Origin of the sequence: Streptomyces coelicoflavus (assembly GCF_045041415.1) — a bacterium.
Classification (GTDB): domain Bacteria; phylum Actinomycetota; class Actinomycetes; order Streptomycetales; family Streptomycetaceae; genus Streptomyces; species Streptomyces coelicoflavus.
In genome coordinates this window covers 4,170,420-4,187,125 of the sequence record NZ_CP108218.1, presented here as the reverse complement: position 1 = coordinate 4,187,125, position 16,706 = coordinate 4,170,420, and the positions used below count along the sequence as shown (strand labels likewise).

Genomic DNA, 16,706 nt, shown 5'->3' with positions numbered 1-16,706 from the left:
TCGTCGACGGTCTGTCGAGTCCGTGGACCTGGGGGAAACCTGGGCAGAAACAGGCGGACACGGCTAGAGTAACCGAACGATCGGTCGGGACAAGGGGGTCCGCCGCATCTGTGGAAAACGCCGTGCGGGAGGATCGCGCACATGACAGCACTCGACCTCAGCAGCCCCGTGGCCGTCGTCGGCACCGGCACCATGGGCCAGGGCATCGCCCAGGTGGCGCTGGTCGCGGGCCATCCCGTGCGGCTGTACGACGCCGCTCCCGGGCGGGCCCGGGAAGCGGCCGACGCGATCGGCGCCCGGCTCGACCGGCTCGTCGAGAAGGACCGTCTCACCGGTGCCGAACGGGACGCCGCCCGGGCCCGGCTCACGCCCGCCGAGAGCCTCGCGGGCCTCGCCGGATGCGGGCTCGTCGTCGAGGCGGTCGTCGAGCGCCTCGACGTCAAGCAGGAGCTGTTCCGCGCCCTGGAGGACGTCGTCGGCGACGACTGCCTGCTCGCCACCAACACCTCGTCCCTGTCCGTCACCGCCGTCGGCGGCGCCCTGCGCGAGCCCGGCCGTTTCGTCGGGCTGCACTTCTTCAACCCCGCGCCGCTGCTCCCGCTGGTGGAGGTGGTCTCCGGGTTCGCCACCGACCCGGCGTCGGCCACGCGCGCGTACGAGACGGCCCGCGCCTGGGGCAAGACCCCGGTCGCCTGCGCCGACACCCCCGGTTTCGTCGTCAACCGCATCGCCCGGCCCTTCTACGCCGAGGCCCTCGCGGTCTTCGAGAACCAGGGCGCGGACCCGGCCACGATCGACGCCGTGCTGCGCGAGTCCGGCGGCTTCAGGATGGGCGCCTTCGAGCTGACCGACCTCATCGGGCAGGACGTCAACGAGTCCGTCACGCACTCCGTGTGGCAGGCGTTCTTCCAGGACGTCCGCTTCACCCCGTCGCTGGCCCAGCGCCGCCTGGTCGAGTCCGGCAGGCTGGGCCGCAAGAGCGGACAGGGCTGGTACGACTACCGGGACGGCGCCGAGCGCCCCCGGCCGCACACCGCCGAACCGGCCGATGCGCCCGCGTACGTCGTCGTCGAGGGCGACCTGGGCCCGGCGGCCGGACTGGTCGGGCTGATCCGCGAGGCGGGCGTGGAGGTGCGTCCAAAGGACGGGTACGGCGACGGGGGAAGGCTCGTCCTGCCCGGCGGGGGCACGCTGCGCCTCACCGACGGTGAGCCGCTCGGGTCGAAGGACGTCGTCCACTTCGACCTCGCCCTCGACTACCGCGCGGCCACCCGGATCGCCCTGTCCGCGTCCGAAGAGGTCCGTCCGGGCCTCCTGTCCGAGGCCACCGGCCTGTTCCAGGCGCTCGGCAAGGAGGTCAGCGTCGTCGGCGACGTCCCCGGCATGATCGTGGCCCGGACCGTCGCCCGGATCATCGACCTGGCGTTCGACGCCGTGGCCAGGGGCGTGGCCACCCCGGAGGACGTCGACACGGCGATGCGGCTGGGTGTGAACTACCCCCTCGGCCCGTTCGAATGGAGCCGCCGGCTCGGTGACACCTGGGCGTACTACCTGCTCGTCCAGGCGCACGAGTGGGAACCGTCAGGGCGCTGGGCGCCGTCCCTCGCGCTCCGCCGTCACGCCAACGCCGCCGAGGCCCGGGAGGGCACCCCCTCATGACCACCGCCAAGCGCGACACGTACACGCCCGAGACGCTGCTGTCGGTCGCCGTGCAGGTCTTCATCGAGCGCGGCTACGACGGCACCTCCATGGAGCATCTGTCCAAGGCGGCGGGGATCTCCAAGTCGTCGATATACCACCACGTCACGGGCAAGGAGGAGCTGCTGCGCCGGGCCGTGAGCCGGGCCCTGGACGAGCTCTTCGGGATCCTCGACGAGGAGCACGCGCGCGAGGGGTCCGCCGCCGAGCGCCTGGAGTACGTCGTGCGGCGCATGGTCGAGGTGCTCATGGCGGAGCTGCCCTACGTGACGCTGCTGCTGCGGGTGCGCGGCAACACCGGCACCGAGCGGTGGGCGCTGGAGCGGCGGCGCGAGTTCGACCACCGGGTCGCCGCCCTGCTCAAGGACGCGGCCGCGGAGGGGGACGTGCGCGCGGACGTGGAGGTGCGGCTCGCGACCCGCCTGGTCTTCGGCATGATCAACTCGATCGTCGAGTGGTACCGCCCCGACGTGCCGGACGGCCGGGCCGGCGCCGGCGAGCGCGAGGTGGTCGACGCGGTGGCGCGGCTGGTGTTCGGCGGGCTGCGCAAGGCGTCCTGAGCGGCCCGGGACGGGTGGGACCGGCCCCGCCGCCGGTCAGCCCTGCGGTTCGAGGTCCTCGGTCTCGAAGACCAGCAGCGTGCGGGTGCTGAGCACCTCCGGGATGGCCTGGAGGCGGCTGAGCACCAGCTCGCGCAGGGCCCGGTTGTCCGGGGTGTGCACCAGCAGCAGCACGTCGAAGTCGCCGCCCACCAGCGCGATGTGCGAGGCCCCGGGCAGCTTCCGCAGCTCGGCCCGGACCGTGCGCCAGGAGTTCTGGACGATCTTCAGGGTGATGTACGCCGAGGTGCCGTGCCCGGCGCGTTCGTGGTCGACGCGGGCCCCGAAACCGCGGATGACGCCGTCCTCGACGAGCCGGTTGATGCGGGCGTAGGCGTTCGCGCGCGAGACGTGCACCCGCTCCGCGACCGACCGTATGGAGGCGCGGCCGTCCGCCTGGAGCATGCGCAGGATGTCCTGGTCGATGGCGTCCAGCGGGCGCGGGGGCGGCGGGGTGGCCGCCTCGTCCGTGCCGCCGCCCTCCCCGGGGCGATCGGCCATTTGTTCAGATGCCACGTGCCCCCGCCTTCCCCTGATGGACGTCCTGCGTCCATCTCAGGCTGTGGAGAACCGTTTGTCCACAGCCTGGGGCCGCCTGTAGCCAAAATGTGCCAGCGACCGAACAATCGGTAGGTGAGGCCCGTCACACCCGTGGCGAGCCCAGAGCCGTCTCCCACGAGGAGGTGCCGTCATGACGGTCATGGAGCAGCGGGGCGCGTACCGGCCCACACCGCCGCCCGCCTGGCAGCCCCGTACCGACCCCGCGCCCCTGCTGCCGGACGCGGAGCCGTACCGCGTTCTCGGCACGAAGGCCGCGGACCGCGCCGACCCCGAGCTGCTGCGCACGCTGTACGCCCGGCTGGTGCGCGGCCGTCGCTACAACGCGCAGGCCACCGCGCTGACCAAGCAGGGCCGGCTGGCCGTCTACCCGTCCAGCACCGGCCAGGAGGCGTGCGAGATCGCCGCCGCGCTGGCCCTCGAGGAGCGGGACTGGCTCTTCCCCAGCTACCGCGACACCCTCGCGGTCGTCGCGCGCGGCGTCGACCCTGTCGAGGCGCTCACCCTGCTGCGCGGCGACTGGCACACCGGCTACGACCCCTACGAGCACCGGGTCGCCCCGCTGTCCACGCCGCTGGCCACCCAGCTGCCGCACGCCGTCGGTCTCGCCCACGCCGCCCGCCTGAAGGGCGACGACGTGGTCGCCCTGGCCATGGTCGGCGACGGCGGCACCAGCGAGGGCGACTTCCACGAGGCGCTGAACTTCGCCGCCGTCTGGCAGGCGCCGGTCGTCTTCCTCGTGCAGAACAACGGCTTCGCGATCTCCGTCCCGCTCGACAAGCAGACCGCCGCCCCGTCGCTGGCACACAAGGCCGTCGGCTACGGGATGCCCGGCCGCCTGGTCGACGGCAACGACGCCGCCGCGGTGCACGAGGTCCTGTCCGACGCCGTACGCCGCGCGCGCACGGGCGGCGGGCCCACCCTGGTGGAGGCGGTGACGTACCGCGTCGACGCGCACACCAACGCCGACGACGCCACGCGCTACCGGGGCGACGCCGAGGTGGAGACCTGGCGCCGCCACGACCCGGTCGAGCTGCTGGAGCGGGAGCTGACCGAGCGCGGCCTGCTCGACGAGGACGGCGTCCGCGCCGCCCGCGAGGACGCCGAGACCATGGCCGCCGACCTGCGCGCCCGTATGAACGAGGACCCGGAGCTGAACCCTCTGGACCTGTTCGCCCACGTCTACGCCGAGCCCACGCCGCAGCTGCGCGAGCAGCGGGACCAGCTGCGCGCGGAGCTGGCGGCCGAGTCCGAGGCCGAGTCCGGCCCCCAGGAAGGCGGACACCGATGACCACCGTCGCCGTCAAGCCGGCCACCATGGCGCAGGCCCTCACCCGCGCGCTGCGCGACGCCATGGCCGCCGACCCGGGCGTGCACGTCCTCGGCGAGGACGTGGGCACCCTCGGCGGCGTGTTCCGCGTCACCGACGGGCTCGCCGCGGAGTTCGGCGAGGACCGCTGCACGGACACCCCGCTCGCCGAGGCGGGCATCCTCGGCACCGCCGTCGGCATGGCGATGTACGGGCTGCGCCCGGTCGTCGAGATGCAGTTCGACGCCTTCGCCTACCCGGCGTTCGAGCAGGTCGTCAGCCATGTCACCAAGATGCGCAACCGCACGCGCGGCAAGATGCCCCTGCCGCTGACCATCCGCGTCCCCTACGGCGGCGGCATCGGCGGCGTCGAGCACCACAGCGACTCGTCCGAGGCGTACTACATGGCGACTCCGGGGCTCCATGTCGTCACCCCCGCGACCGTCGCCGACGCCTACGGGCTGCTGCGCGAGTCCATCGCCTCCGACGACCCGGTGGTCTTCCTGGAGCCCAAGCGGCTGTACTGGTCGAAGGACTCCTGGAACCCCGAGGAGCCGGCGACCGTTGAGCCCATGGGCCGCGCGGTGGTGCGGCGCTTCGGCCGGAGCGCCACGCTCATCACGTACGGGCCGTCGCTGGCCGTCTGCATGGAGGCGGCCGAGGCGGCCCGGGCCGAGGGCTGGGACCTCGAAGTCGTCGATCTGCGCTCCCTGGTGCCGTTCGACGACGAGACGGTGTGCGCCTCGGTGCGGCGGACGGGACGCGCGGTCGTCGTCCACGAGTCGGGTTCCTTCGGGGGCCCGGGCGGGGAGATCGCGGCCCGGGTCACGGAGCGCTGCTTCCACCACCTGGAGGCGCCGGTGCTGCGTGTGGCCGGGTTCGACATCCCGTATCCGCCGCCGATGCTGGAGCGCCACCACCTGCCCGGTGTGGACCGCATCCTGGACGCCGTGGGGCGCCTGCAGTGGGAGGCCGAAAGCTGATGGCACACGCTTCTGACGGTCGCAGCATGGAGTTCAAGCTCCCCGACCTCGGTGAGGGGCTCACCGAGGCGGAGATCGTGCGCTGGCTGGTCGAGGTCGGCGACGTGGTCGCCGTCGACCAGCCGGTCGTCGAGGTCGAGACGGCCAAGGCGATGGTCGAGGTGCCCTGCCCGTACGGCGGTGTGGTCACCGCCCGCTTCGGCGAGGAGGGCACGGAACTGCCCGTCGGGGCGCCGCTCGTCACCGTGGCGGTGGGCGCGACGGCCGCGGACGGACCGGCGCGTGCGTCCGGTACCGGCGCCGGACCCGGTTCGGCGGCCGGTACCGACGAGGCCGCGGCCGCCGGACCGCCCGCCGCGGAGAAGAAGCCGGAGGGCTCCGGCAACGTCCTGGTCGGGTACGGCACCTCCGAGGCGCCCGCGCGGCGGCGCAGGGTGCGGCCCGAGCGCCGGGTCGCCACCGGTGCGTCCGGGCGGGCGAACGGCCGGGTCCGCGACGCCGGGCAGCCGTCCGGGCCGGCCGTCCGGACCGCCGAGCCGGTGGACGGACCGGTCCCGGTCATCTCCCCGCTGGTGCGCAGGCTGGCCCGGCAGCACGACCTGGACCTGCGCGAGCTGGCCGGTTCCGGCCCGGACGGGCTGATCCTGCGGGCGGACGTGGAATACGCGCTGCGGGCCGCCGCCGCGCAGGGCGGCCGTACGGCAGGCAGGGAGGCCGGGACGGGCGGGGTGCCGGTGGCCGCGACCGCGGCGGGAGCGGCCACCTCGTCCGACGGCACCCGCGTCCCCCTCAAGGGCGTGCGCGGCGCCGTCGCCGACAAGCTCTCCCGCAGCCGGCGCGAGATCCCGGACGCCACCTGCTGGGTGGACGCCGACGCGACCGAGCTGATGCGCGCGCGTACCGCGATGAACGCCTCCGGCGGGCCGAAGATCTCCCTGGTCGCCCTGCTGGCCCGGATCTGCACGGCCGCCCTGGCCCGCTTCCCGGAGCTGAACTCGACGGTCGACACGGAGGCCCGGGAGATCGTCCGGCTCGACGGTGTCCACCTCGGCTTCGCCGCGCAGACGGACCGCGGTCTCGTCGTGCCGGTCGTCCGGGACGCGCACGCGCGGGACGCCGAGTCGCTCACCGCGGAGTTCGCCCGGCTGACCGAGGCGGGCCGCGCGGGCCGGCTGACTCCGGGTGAACTGACGGGCGGCACCTTCACGCTGAACAACTACGGCGTGTTCGGCGTCGACGGCTCCACGCCGATCATCAACCACCCCGAGGCGGCCATGCTCGGCGTCGGCCGCATCGTTCCCAAGCCGTGGGTGCACGAGGGCGAGTTGGCGGTGCGTCAGGTCGTGCAGCTGTCGCTCACCTTCGACCACCGGGTGTGCGACGGCGGCACGGCGGGCGGATTCCTGCGGTACGTGGCGGACTGCGTGGAACAGCCGGCGGTGCTGCTGCGGACCCTGTGACAGGGGCGACGGCACCCCCGGGCCGACGGGGTGTCCGCGCGCACTCCGACCGCGCGGGCTCCCCTGCGTTCCCTGTGATCGCGCCGGGCCCCATACTCGGGGGGTGACCGCGTATGAACCCGCCGGCGCCACAGGTGCCGGCAGTGACTCCGCGCCGGGTGCCGGTGCCGTGCCGGGCCGGGACCCCGCGCCGGGTTCCGGCCCCGCCGGGTACGACGCCGTCGTGCTCGCCGGCGGGGCCGCCCGGCGGCTCGGGGGCGCGGACAAGCCCGGTCTGCGGGTGGGCGGCCGCCCCCTCCTCGACCGGGTGCTCGCCGCCTGCGCCGGGGCCCGGACCACCGTCGTCGTCGCCGACGTCCGGCCCACCGCGCGCCCCGTGACCTGGGCGCGCGAGGACCCGCCCGGCGGCGGACCGCTCGCCGCCCTCGCCGCCGGACTGCGGCACACCGCGGCGGAGCACGTCCTCGTGGTCTCCGCCGACCTGCCGTTCCTGGCCGGACCGACCGTGGGGCGGCTGCTGTCCGCCCTCGCCGCGGGTGACGCCGACGGGGTGCTGCTCACCGACGCCGACGGCCGCGACCAGCCGCTCGTCGCCGCCTACCGCGCCTCGGCGCTGCGCCGCGAACTGACCGCCCTCGCACGGGACCGCGCCGACCGCGGCGCACCGGCGGGCGGGGCACACCTGACCGGGCTGCCGCTGCGCCGCCTGACCGGCGCTCTGCGCCTCACTCGCCTCCCGGACGCCGTCGCCTCCTTCGACTGCGACACCTGGGACGACATCGCCACCGCAAGGGCACGCATCAGGGAGCATGGTCACGTGTTGGATGAATGGATTTCCGCAGCCAAGGCCGAGTTGGGCATCGACCTGGACGTCGACACCAAGCTCCTGCTCGATCTCGCACGCGACGCCGCACACGGGGTGGCCAGGCCGGCGGCCCCGCTGACCACCTTCCTCGTCGGATACGCGGCCGGGCGGGCGCAGGGAGGCCCCGAGGCCGTCGCCGAGACCGCCCGCAAGGCCGCGGCCCTCGCCCTGCGCTGGGCGGAGGAGAGCGCCGACGCCGGGCCCGCCCCCGAGCGGGGGAAGCCCGACGTGGCCCCGGACGCCACGCCCGACACCCGCCCGGACGCGTGATGACCTCCCCCGGCACACGGGCCGACGCGGAGCCCGAGGACCTCGACGTCGAGGAGGCGCTCGCCCTCGTGAGGGAGAAGCCCGGCCCCGCCCACCGCGGCCACGACGTCCACGGCGCGCACGCCTCGCACGGCCCGGCGGGCTCCCACCACCGCGCGACCCCCTGGCCCGAGGCCCGGACGACCGCCGAGCGTGCCGCCCGCGCCGCCGCCCGTGCCGTGGGCCGCACCCCGGTCTCCGTGCCCCTCGACGCGGCCCTCGGCCTCACCCTGGCCGCACCCCTGGCCGCCCTCACCGACCTGCCGTCCTTCGACACCTCCGCGATGGACGGCTGGGCCGTCGCGGGACCGGGCCCCTGGACGGTGCACGACGAGGGCGTCCTGGCCGGACACGCGGAACCCGGGCGCCTCACCGACGGCGAGGCCGTCCGTATCGCCACCGGCGCACGGATCCCCCCGGACACCACCGCCGTACTGCGCAGCGAGCACGGCCGCACCGACGAACGCGGCCGGCTGCACCCCACCCGCGAGGTCGTCCACGGCCAGGACATCCGCCCGCGCGGTCAGGAGTGCCGCAGCGGCGACCAGTTGCTGCCCGTCGGCACCCTCGCCACCCCGGCGGTCCTCGGGCTCGCGGCGGCCGCCGGATACGACACCCTCACCGCGGTCCCCCGCCCCCGCGTCGACGTCCTCGTCCTCGGCGACGAACTGCTCACCGAGGGCCTCCCGCACGACGGCCTCATCCGGGACGCGCTCGGCCCGATGCTGCCGCCGTGGCTGCGCGCGCTGGGCGCCGAGGTCCGCACCGTCCGTCGGATCGGCGACGACGCCGAGGCCCTGCACCACGCCGTCACGACCTCCGACGCCGACCTGATCGTCACCACCGGCGGTACCGCCGCGGGCCCCGTCGACCATGTCCACCCCACCCTGCGCCGGATCGGCGCCGAACTCCTCGTGGACGGCGTCGAGGTACGCCCCGGCCACCCCATGCTGCTGGCCCGTCTCAAGGACGACCAGCACCTCGTCGGGCTGCCCGGCAATCCCCTCGCCGCCGTTTCCGGGCTGCTCACCCTCGCCGAGCCGCTGCTGCGTACCCTCGCCGCCCGCCCGGCGCCCGAGCCGTACATGCTTCCGCTGCGGGACGCGGTGCACGGGCACCCGTACGACACCCGGCTCGTGCCGGTCGTGCTGCGCGGCGAGGGCGCCGTGCCGCTCCGCTACAACGGTCCGGCGATGCTGCGCGGCATCGCGGCAGCCGACGCGCTGGCGGTCGTACCCCCGGGCGGAGCGCGGTCGGGCCAGGAGGCCGAATTGCTCGACCTGCCCTGGGCGAGCGGCGGGATCGGGGTGTGTTTCACGTGAAACTTCCGGGCCAGGACGCGATCGCCCGCCAGGCGGACGAGCACCTGGTGACCCACAAGGTGAAACTCCCCAGGAAGCTGGTGGAGCACCCGTTCCGCCAGGTCGCCAAGCGGCTGTCCGTCGCGCTGGTGGTCCTCGTGGTGACGGCCTTCGTCGTGTACGTCGACCGTGACGGCTACACCGACAACTCCGACCAGTCCGTCGACCTCCTCGACTCCTTCTACTACGCCACCGTCACCCTCTCCACCACCGGGTACGGCGACATCACGCCCGTCAGCGACTCGGCCCGGCTGACCAACATCTTCGTCATCACGCCCCTGCGCGTGCTGTTCCTGATCATCCTGGTCGGCACCACGCTGGAAGCCCTCACCGAGCGCACTCGGGAGGAGTGGCGCCTGAACCGCTGGAGGTCCGCCTTGCGCGATCACACCGTCGTCGTCGGCTTCGGAACCAAGGGACGGTCGGCGATCCAGACCGTCTGCGCGACCGGGCTGCGCAAGGACCAGGTGGTCGTGGTCGACCCCAGCGGAAAGGCCATCGAGGCCGCGACGGCCCACGGCTACGCGGGCGTGATCGGCGACGCGACCCGCAGCGACGTGCTCAACCGCGCCGAGCTGTACCGGGCGAAGCAGATCATCATCGCCACCCAGCGCGACGACACGGCGGTGCTGGTCACACTGACGGCCCGGCAGCTCAACCGGGGCGCGAAGATCGTGGTCGCGGTCCGCGAGGAGGAGAACGCGCCGCTGCTGAAGCAGTCCGGCGCCGATGCCGTGATCACCAGCGCCAGCGCCGCCGGCCGGCTGCTCGGGCTCTCCGTGCTCAGCCCCGCAGCGGGCATGGTCATGGAGGACCTGATCAGCCAGGGCAGCGGACTCGACCTCATCGAACGGCCCGTCATAAAGGCCGAGGTGGGCAGGAATCCGCGGGAGATGGAGGACCTGGTGGTGAGCGTGCTGCGCGGGCACCGGGTCCTGGGCTACGACGATCCCGCCGTCGGCGGCCTGGAGCTGACGGACCGCCTGATCACGATCGTACGGGCGACACCGGCCACCCACGTGGCGCCCGACACCCGTCCGCTGCCCCGCGACTGAGCCGCCCTTCCGGCGGCCCGGTCGCGGGAACGGCTGTCGGGAGGCGCTACTTGCGGTTGTAGAGCCGCATCGTGACCGGGCCGAAGACCAGCAGGAACAGGCCCGCCCAGCCCAGCGTCCAGGCGATCTCGACACCGGGCCAGTCGCCCGCCATCAGGCCGCGCACCGCGGACGCCAGGTGGGTGATCGGGCTGTTGTTGACGAAGGCCTGAAGCCAGCCCGGCATGGTCCTCGGGTCGACGAAGACGTTGGACAGGAAGGTGAGCGGGAAGATCACCATCATGCTGACGCTCATCACCGACTTCTCCGTGCGCAGCATCAGCCCGAACATCGTCCAGATCCACGAGAAGGCGAACGAGAAGAGCAGCAGCAGCGCGATCCCCGCGACCACGCCGACGAAGCCTCCGTCGGGCCGGTAGCCGAGCAGCAGTCCGACGGAGAGCATGACGACGGACGCGATGGTGTAGCGCAGCGCGTCGCCGAGGAGATAGCCGACCATCGCCGAGGGCCGCCAGATCGGCAGCGAGCGGATGCGGTCGAAGACGCCCTTCTCGATGTCGATGTTCACGGACACCCCGGTGTACATCGTGATCATCACGACCGACATCACCAGGATGCCCGGCAGCACGAACTGGATGTAGTCACTGGGGGAGCCCGCCAGCGCACCGCCGAAGAGGTACGTGAACATCAGCAGGTTCATGATGGGGAACGCGGTGACGTCGAAGAGCTGCTCCGGCACGTGCTTGATCTTGAGGATGGCGCGCCAGCCGAAGGTCAGGGACGTGGACAGGGCGCTGGGCCGCGGCGGCCGCTCCCTGGTCACCAGCAGGGCCGCCAGCGACTCGGTGCTGACCGGGGAGAGGTCCTTGGTCTCGCTGCTCGTGGCCGTGCTCATGCCGCCACCTCGTCCTTCTTGTCTGTGCCGGTGCCGGTGCCGGTGCCGGAGTCGCCGTCCGTGCGCCGGCCGGTGTCGTGCCCGGTCAGCGCCAGGAAGACCTCGTCGAGGCTGGGCTGGCCCAGGGAGAAGCTGTCGACGGTGATGCCGGCCCGGGCCAGCTCACCGAGCGCCTTGGCGGCCTGGTCGGCGGCGGTGTCACTGGCCGCCACCCCGAGGCGCGCGGTCAGCGCCACCGGGTCGGGCTCCGGCTGCACCTCGGCCACCAGCAGGTTCCGCAGGACGCGCTCGGCCTCGGGCCGCTCCTCCGCGTCCCGCAGCCGCAGATGCACCGAGCCCGCCCCGACGGACGCCTTCAGCTCGCCCTTGGTGCCCTCGGCGATCACCCGCCCCTGGTCGATGACGGCGATCCGGGACGCCAGCTGGTCCGCCTCGTCCAGGTACTGCGTGGTCAGCAGCACGGTCGTGCCCTGGGCGACGACCGCCCGCACGATGTCCCACACCTGGTTGCGGCTGCGCGGGTCGAGTCCGGTGGTGGGCTCGTCGAGGAAGAGCAGGTCCGGGGTGTTGAGGATGGAGGCGGCGATGTCGATGCGCCGCCGCATGCCGCCGGAGTAGTGCTTGACCTGTTTCGCCGCGGCGTCCGTCAGCCCGAACGCGGCCAGCAGCTGCTCGCCCCGTTCGCGGGCCGCGGCCTTGCCGTGTCCGAGGAGCCGGCCCAGCAGAACCAGGTTCTCGGTGCCGGTGAGGTCCTCGTCCACGGACGCGTACTGCCCGGTGAGACTCACCCGGCCGCGCACCTCGTCCGCCTCGTGCACCACGTCGTGACCGAAGACGCGGGCGTGGCCGTCGTCCGGCCGCAGCAGGGTGGCGAGCATCTTCACGGTGGTGGTCTTGCCGGCGCCGTTCGGGCCGAGGACGCCGTAGACCGTGCCGGCGGGCACGGCGAGGTCCACCCCGTCCACGGCCCGGGTCTCACCGAACGTCTTCACCAGTCCCGCGGTCTCGATGGCGAGTCCGGACGTGTGCGTGCTCATGCTGTGGGTCCTTCCGCGTGCTGGAGTACGCGTTCTTGGGCTACGCATGGGGAGACCTTTACCGTCGCGCAAACTCATCGGCGACGCACGGGGATTTTCCGGCGGAGGGCCACGCGGGCGCACAGGAGTAGCGTCGCCCTCATGCATGCGATCACGATTTCCGAACCCGGGGGCCCCGAGGCGCTGGTGTGGTCCGAGGTCCCCGACCCGCGGCCCGGCGAGGGCGAGGTGCTGGTCGAGGTGACGGCCAGCGCCGTCAACCGCGCCGACATCATGCAGCGCCAGGGCTTCTACGACCCGCCGCCCGGCGCCTCCGCCTTTCCCGGCCTGGAGTGCTCCGGGCGGGTCGCCGAGCTCGGTCCGGGAGTGTCCGGCTGGGCCGTGGGCGACGAGGTGTGCGCCCTCCTCGCGGGCGGCGGCTACGCCGAGAAGGTGGTCGTACCGGCCGGTCAGCTGCTGCCGCTGCCGGAGGGCGTCGACCTGAAGCGGGCGGCGGCGCTGCCCGAGGTGGTCTGCACCGTCTGGTCGAACGTCTTCATGGTCGCCCACCTGCGCCCCGGAGAGACGCTGCTCGTGCACGGCGGCTCCAGCGGCATCGGCACCATGGCGATCCAGCTCGCCAAGGCCGTCGGCGCGAAGGTCGCGGTGACGGCCGGCACCAAGGAGAAGCTGGAGCGCTGCGCCGAGCTGGGCGCGGACATCCTGATCAACTACCGGGAGCAGGACTTCGTCGCCGAGGTGAAGGACGCCACCGGCGGCGCGGGTGCCGACGTCATCCTGGACAACATGGGCGCGAAGTACCTGGACCGCAACGTCCAGGCCCTCGCCGTGAACGGCCGGCTCGCGATCATCGGCATGCAGGGCGGCCGGAAGGGCGAGCTGAACATCGGCGCGCTCCTCGCCAAGCGCGCCGCGGTCAGCGCGACCTCGCTGCGGGCCCGGCCCCTGGAGGAGAAGGCGGCCATCGTGGCGGCCGTACGGGAGCACGTCTGGCCGCTGTTCGCCGGGGGCCACGTCCGGCCGGTCGTCGACCGCGAGATGCCGATGAGCGAGGCCGCGGAGGGCCACCGGGTGGTGGAGGAGAGCGGCCACATCGGCAAGGTGCTGCTGGTCACCCCGTAGACGACGCGGTCCGCTACGCCCGGCGCAGCCGCAGCCCCACGAGGCCCAGGGCCAGGCCGAGGCCGATGAGGACCAGCCCGGTGCCCAGCGGGAGGATCCGCAGCACGGGCGCGGCGGCCTGCTCGGCTCGGGCGCCGGTCCCCGACCCCGACCGCGACGGGGAGACCGAGGGGGCCAGGGCCGCCCCGGTCTGTCCGGGCGGAACGGCGGTGGCCGCGGTGGCGGTGGCGGCCGGGGCCTCCTCGGAGACACCGTCGGCGGTGCCCTCCTCGCGTCGGCCGGCGTTCTCGTCCGTGCCGTCGTGCCGCTGCCCGCGCTCCTCGGCGCGACCGGGCCGCTGCCTTCCCTCACCCGGCGGGTTCCCGGCCCCGGAGGGCTCGGGACGCCCCGTGGCGCGGGACGCCGACGGAGCGGGGGAAGAGGGGGAGGGCCAGGCGGAACCGCGCCCCGCGCTCTCCGGGGGGCCGGATTCCGCGGCGGGCCGGGAGGCGGGCCCGGCGTCCGGGTGTTCCGGGCGGTCGGGACCGGCGGGGCGCCGGGGACGTTCGTGGCCGCCCCGCCCGTCGTGGGTGGCCGCACCGTCCGGGACGGCGGTCGCGGCCGGCGCCGCATCGTGCCCCGGCGCCGCCGGGGACGGCGCCGCCACCGCCGGGTACCCGGTGCCGGCGGTACCGGCGGCGTGGGCCGGCTCCACCCCGTACGGTGACACCACCGCGCCGATCCCCAGGGCCCCCACCAGCCCCGTCGCCCGCAGTGTGTGCAGCCATGGAGTCACGTCCGTGACCCCCTCCCGGTGATACCAGTCGTGGAAAGCGTCGGAGAAGTCGCGCAGAACGACGGAACAAGCCTCACACCGGCCGGCGATCCCGGCATTCCGGGCGCCGCCGAACGCGTGGGGGCCGGTTTTCCCGGGGGCAGCACGCGGTCGCGGCCGGCGGGTGGGAGACAATGGCGGCATGGAAATGCCGAGGAACGACAGGTCGCCGGAGAACCCCCAGATCCTGGTCGTCGGCCAGGACGGAATGGCGCTCAGCGGCGGCGGGGACGACGACTCCCGCGAGATCCCGGTGACCGAGCAGGTGGAGCAGCCTGCCAAGGTCATGCGGATCGGCAGCATGATCAAACAGCTGCTGGAAGAGGTGCGGGTCGCGCCCCTGGACGAGGCGAGCCGGGCCCGGCTCAAGGAGATCCACGCCAGCTCGGTCAAGGAGCTGGAGGACGGTCTGGCTCCGGAGCTGGTGGAGGAGCTGGAGCGGCTCTCCCTGCCCTTCACGGACGACGGCACCCCGACCGACGCCGAACTGCGGATCGCCCAGGCCCAGCTGGTCGGCTGGCTGGAGGGGCTCTTCCACGGCATCCAGACCACGCTGTTCGCCCAGCAGATGGCCGCGCGGGCCCAGCTGGAGCAGATGCGCCGCGCCCTGCCGCCGGGAGCCGTCCCGGAGGGCGAGGAGCCCCCGCACCCGGGCGGCCGCTCCGGCGGCCCCTACCTCTAGACCCGACAACGCGAAGGGCCCGGCAGCACTCGCTGCCGGGCCCTTCGTCGTCAGCCGTCCGTCACGCCGTCACCGGCTCACTCGCCGGCCGGGTTGCCCGTCGAGACCTTGAGCTGGATGGTCGGCATCTTCTCCGGGTCGACGTCCGTGCCGGCGACGGGGAACTGGTCCCGGACCGATCCCTCGCCGTAGGTGTTCTCGTCGACCTCGACGACCTTCATCTGCCAGCCCGCGGCGTTGAAGCACTCCTTGACCGAGCCGATGTACTTGAACGTGAAGTCCGGCACCTTGATCTTGTCCGGGTCGTTGTACGACTCCTCCGGCTCGGTGCACTCGTCCGTCTCGATCGTCTTCGTCTTGTCCGGCCCGCGGTAGCCCTCCGCCTTCGTGGGCGACGCGGACGCGCTCGCGGAGCCGCCCCCGCCGGCCTCCGGGTCCTCGTCCCCGCCGCCGTTCATCAGCAGCGCGGCGATCAGTCCGCCGACGGCCACGAGGGCGACCACGATCGAGCCGATGATCACCGGCTTGTTGCTCTTGCCCCCGCCGGAGGAACCGGAGCCCTGGGCCGACGGCGACAGGCTGTACGGCGGCGGGGTGGACGCGCCCTGCTGCTGCGCGTACGGCGACGGCGTCTGGTACCCGGCCTGCTGCGGATAGCCGTACGCGGGCGAGTGCGCCGCCGGGGCCGGGGTGCCGTACGGGTTGGGGGCCGGCGTCGGCTGGTACGGCGTCTGCACCGGGCCCGTGGGCGCCGGGGTGCTCTGGTCGACCGGCGGGAACACCGCGGAGCCGACACCCGCGCCGCTCGACGTCCGGGCGCCGGGCACGATGCTCGGCGCGGCCGCCTGGAAGGAGGCCGCCACGCGCAGGCACTCGTCGCGCATGGCCTCGGCGCTGGGGAAGCGTTCGTTGGGGTTCTTCTTCAGCGCGCGGGCCACCAGCGCGTCCACCGCCGGCGGCAGGGCGCGGTTGACGGCGGACGGGGCCACCGGCTCCTCCTGCACGTGCGCGTACGCGATCGCCAACGGCGAGTCGGCGTCGAACGGCAGCCGCCCGGTGACCAGTTGGAACAGCATGATGCCGACCGAGTACAGGTCGGAGCGGGCGTCGACGCCGCGGCCGAGGGCCTGCTCCGGCGAGAGGTACTGCGGGGTGCCGACGACCATGCCGGTCTGCGTCATCGAGGTCACGCCGGACTGCATGGCACGGGCGATGCCGAAGTCCATGACCTTGACCACGCCGCGCTTGGTCATCATCACGTTGCCCGGCTTGATGTCCCGGTGGACCAGGCCCATCTCGTGGCTGATCTCCAGGGCGGCCAGCACGTCGGCGGTGATCTTCAGCGCCTTGTCGGCGGGCATCGCGCCCTGCTGCCGCACGTCCTCGTCGAGCACGGAGCCGAGCGGCCGGCCCTCGACGTACTCCATGACGATGTACGGAGTCGGCATGCCGTCCCCCGCGGCGGAGCCGCTGATGGGCAGCGTGTCCTCGCCGGTGTCGAAGACCGAGACGATGTTGGTGTGCGTGAGCTTGGCCACGGCCTGGGCCTCGCGGCGGAAGCGCTCACGGAAGGCCTGCTCGCGGCCCAGCTCGGTGTGCAGCGTCTTGATCGCGACCTGGCGGTCGAGGACCGAGTCGTACGCCAGGTGCACGGAGGCCATGCCGCCCTCGCCGAGCAAGTCGCGCAGCTGGTAACGGCCGCCGGCGAGTGCCCGCCCCGCGTACCGTCCCTGTCCGGCGTCCTGGCTCATGTCTCTGCGTCCCCCATAGGCGGCGGGCGCCGGTGGCAGCGGCACGCGCGCTCGTGATCGAAAGTGCTATTCCCGGCCAAGTCTGCCCCAGGGCACTGACACGTCAAGCGCGGTGCCCGTTCCGTGACCGTACGCGAAAGAAGCGTCGCGGAAGCGTTACAGCCGGCGTACTTCCGCCGCACGGAATTTGCACGAGAGTACGGAACCA

The 16,706-nt window shown here is 73.6% G+C and carries 15 protein-coding genes; 10 read left to right on the top strand and 5 right to left on the bottom strand.

Annotated features, from left to right (window positions below; all coding sequences use genetic code 11):
* Positions 1-141 precede the first annotated feature (141 nt).
* Both OHA99_RS18470 and OHA99_RS18465 read left to right on the top strand, forming a co-directional pair.
* Positions 142-1,659 carry a 3-hydroxyacyl-CoA dehydrogenase gene (locus OHA99_RS18470; protein WP_405696794.1) on the top strand — a complete coding sequence of 506 codons (1,518 nt, stop codon included), beginning with the start codon at positions 142-144 and terminating at the stop codon, positions 1,657-1,659.
* Positions 1,656-2,258 (top strand): TetR/AcrR family transcriptional regulator, encoded by a 603-nt coding sequence (locus tag OHA99_RS18465; RefSeq protein WP_007451469.1) that lies wholly within the window; start codon positions 1,656-1,658, stop codon positions 2,256-2,258. Before OHA99_RS18470 ends, OHA99_RS18465 begins: the two co-directional genes overlap by 4 nt.
* A gap of 36 nt (positions 2,259-2,294) precedes the next feature.
* On the opposite strand, the gene OHA99_RS18460 is transcribed toward OHA99_RS18465, so the two are convergent.
* Positions 2,295-2,798, bottom strand: coding sequence for an Lrp/AsnC family transcriptional regulator (locus OHA99_RS18460; protein WP_153178882.1), 504 nt, complete (start codon positions 2,796-2,798; stop codon positions 2,295-2,297).
* Positions 2,799-2,988: 190 nt separating this feature from the next.
* Between OHA99_RS18460 and pdhA the strand changes: the two genes are divergently transcribed.
* From pdhA to OHA99_RS18430, 6 genes are all read left to right on the top strand, one after another.
* Positions 2,989-4,146 (top strand): pyruvate dehydrogenase (acetyl-transferring) E1 component subunit alpha, encoded by a 1,158-nt coding sequence (gene pdhA / locus OHA99_RS18455; protein ID WP_164139847.1) that lies wholly within the window; start codon positions 2,989-2,991, stop codon positions 4,144-4,146.
* Positions 4,143-5,147, top strand: a complete 1,005-nt coding sequence (locus OHA99_RS18450; protein WP_405696791.1) for an alpha-ketoacid dehydrogenase subunit beta — start codon at positions 4,143-4,145, stop codon at positions 5,145-5,147. The genes pdhA and OHA99_RS18450 overlap by 4 nt, the downstream gene beginning before the upstream one ends.
* Positions 5,147-6,607, top strand: coding sequence for a dihydrolipoamide acetyltransferase family protein (locus OHA99_RS18445; protein ID WP_153178879.1), 1,461 nt, complete (start codon positions 5,147-5,149; stop codon positions 6,605-6,607). The genes OHA99_RS18450 and OHA99_RS18445 overlap by 1 nt, the downstream gene beginning before the upstream one ends.
* Before the next feature lie 103 nt (positions 6,608-6,710).
* On the top strand, positions 6,711-7,742 hold the full coding sequence (locus OHA99_RS18440) for an NTP transferase domain-containing protein (protein ID WP_194279999.1): 1,032 nt from the start codon (positions 6,711-6,713) through the stop codon (positions 7,740-7,742).
* Positions 7,742-9,103 carry a molybdopterin molybdotransferase MoeA gene (locus OHA99_RS18435; RefSeq protein WP_405696789.1) on the top strand — a complete coding sequence of 454 codons (1,362 nt, stop codon included), beginning with the start codon at positions 7,742-7,744 and terminating at the stop codon, positions 9,101-9,103. The genes OHA99_RS18440 and OHA99_RS18435 overlap by 1 nt, the downstream gene beginning before the upstream one ends.
* Positions 9,100-10,197 (top strand): TrkA family potassium uptake protein, encoded by a 1,098-nt coding sequence (locus tag OHA99_RS18430; protein ID WP_153178877.1) that lies wholly within the window; start codon positions 9,100-9,102, stop codon positions 10,195-10,197. Before OHA99_RS18435 ends, OHA99_RS18430 begins: the two co-directional genes overlap by 4 nt.
* A gap of 46 nt (positions 10,198-10,243) precedes the next feature.
* On the opposite strand, the gene OHA99_RS18425 is transcribed toward OHA99_RS18430, so the two are convergent.
* Positions 10,244-11,092: an ABC transporter permease gene (locus tag OHA99_RS18425; RefSeq protein ID WP_153178876.1), complete on the bottom strand. Its 849-nt coding sequence runs from the start codon at positions 11,090-11,092 to the stop codon at positions 10,244-10,246.
* Positions 11,089-12,129, bottom strand: a complete 1,041-nt coding sequence (locus tag OHA99_RS18420; RefSeq protein ID WP_405696785.1) for an ATP-binding cassette domain-containing protein — start codon at positions 12,127-12,129, stop codon at positions 11,089-11,091. Before OHA99_RS18420 ends, OHA99_RS18425 begins: the two co-directional genes overlap by 4 nt.
* 141 nt (positions 12,130-12,270) lie before the next feature.
* Here OHA99_RS18420 and OHA99_RS18415 point away from each other — a divergent pair, with 141 nt between their 5' ends.
* The gene (locus tag OHA99_RS18415; RefSeq protein ID WP_366472373.1) at positions 12,271-13,251 is read left to right on the top strand and encodes an NAD(P)H-quinone oxidoreductase; all 981 of its coding nucleotides are present in this window, start codon (positions 12,271-12,273) and stop codon (positions 13,249-13,251) included.
* Positions 13,252-13,264: 13 nt separating this feature from the next.
* Here OHA99_RS18415 and OHA99_RS18410 read toward each other — a convergent pair whose 3' ends face one another.
* Complete coding sequence (locus OHA99_RS18410) at positions 13,265-14,026, bottom strand: hypothetical protein (protein WP_366472372.1); 762 nt, start codon at positions 14,024-14,026, stop codon at positions 13,265-13,267.
* Positions 14,027-14,207: 181 nt separating this feature from the next.
* Between OHA99_RS18410 and OHA99_RS18405 the strand changes: the two genes are divergently transcribed.
* A complete protein-coding gene (locus tag OHA99_RS18405) occupies positions 14,208-14,747 on the top strand; it encodes a bacterial proteasome activator family protein (RefSeq protein WP_007451667.1) in 540 nt (179 codons plus the stop codon).
* A gap of 77 nt (positions 14,748-14,824) precedes the next feature.
* On the opposite strand, the gene OHA99_RS18400 is transcribed toward OHA99_RS18405, so the two are convergent.
* Entirely contained in the window at positions 14,825-16,498 is a 1,674-nt protein-coding gene (locus OHA99_RS18400; protein WP_153178873.1) for a protein kinase domain-containing protein, read from the bottom strand.
* Positions 16,499-16,706 lie beyond the last annotated feature (208 nt).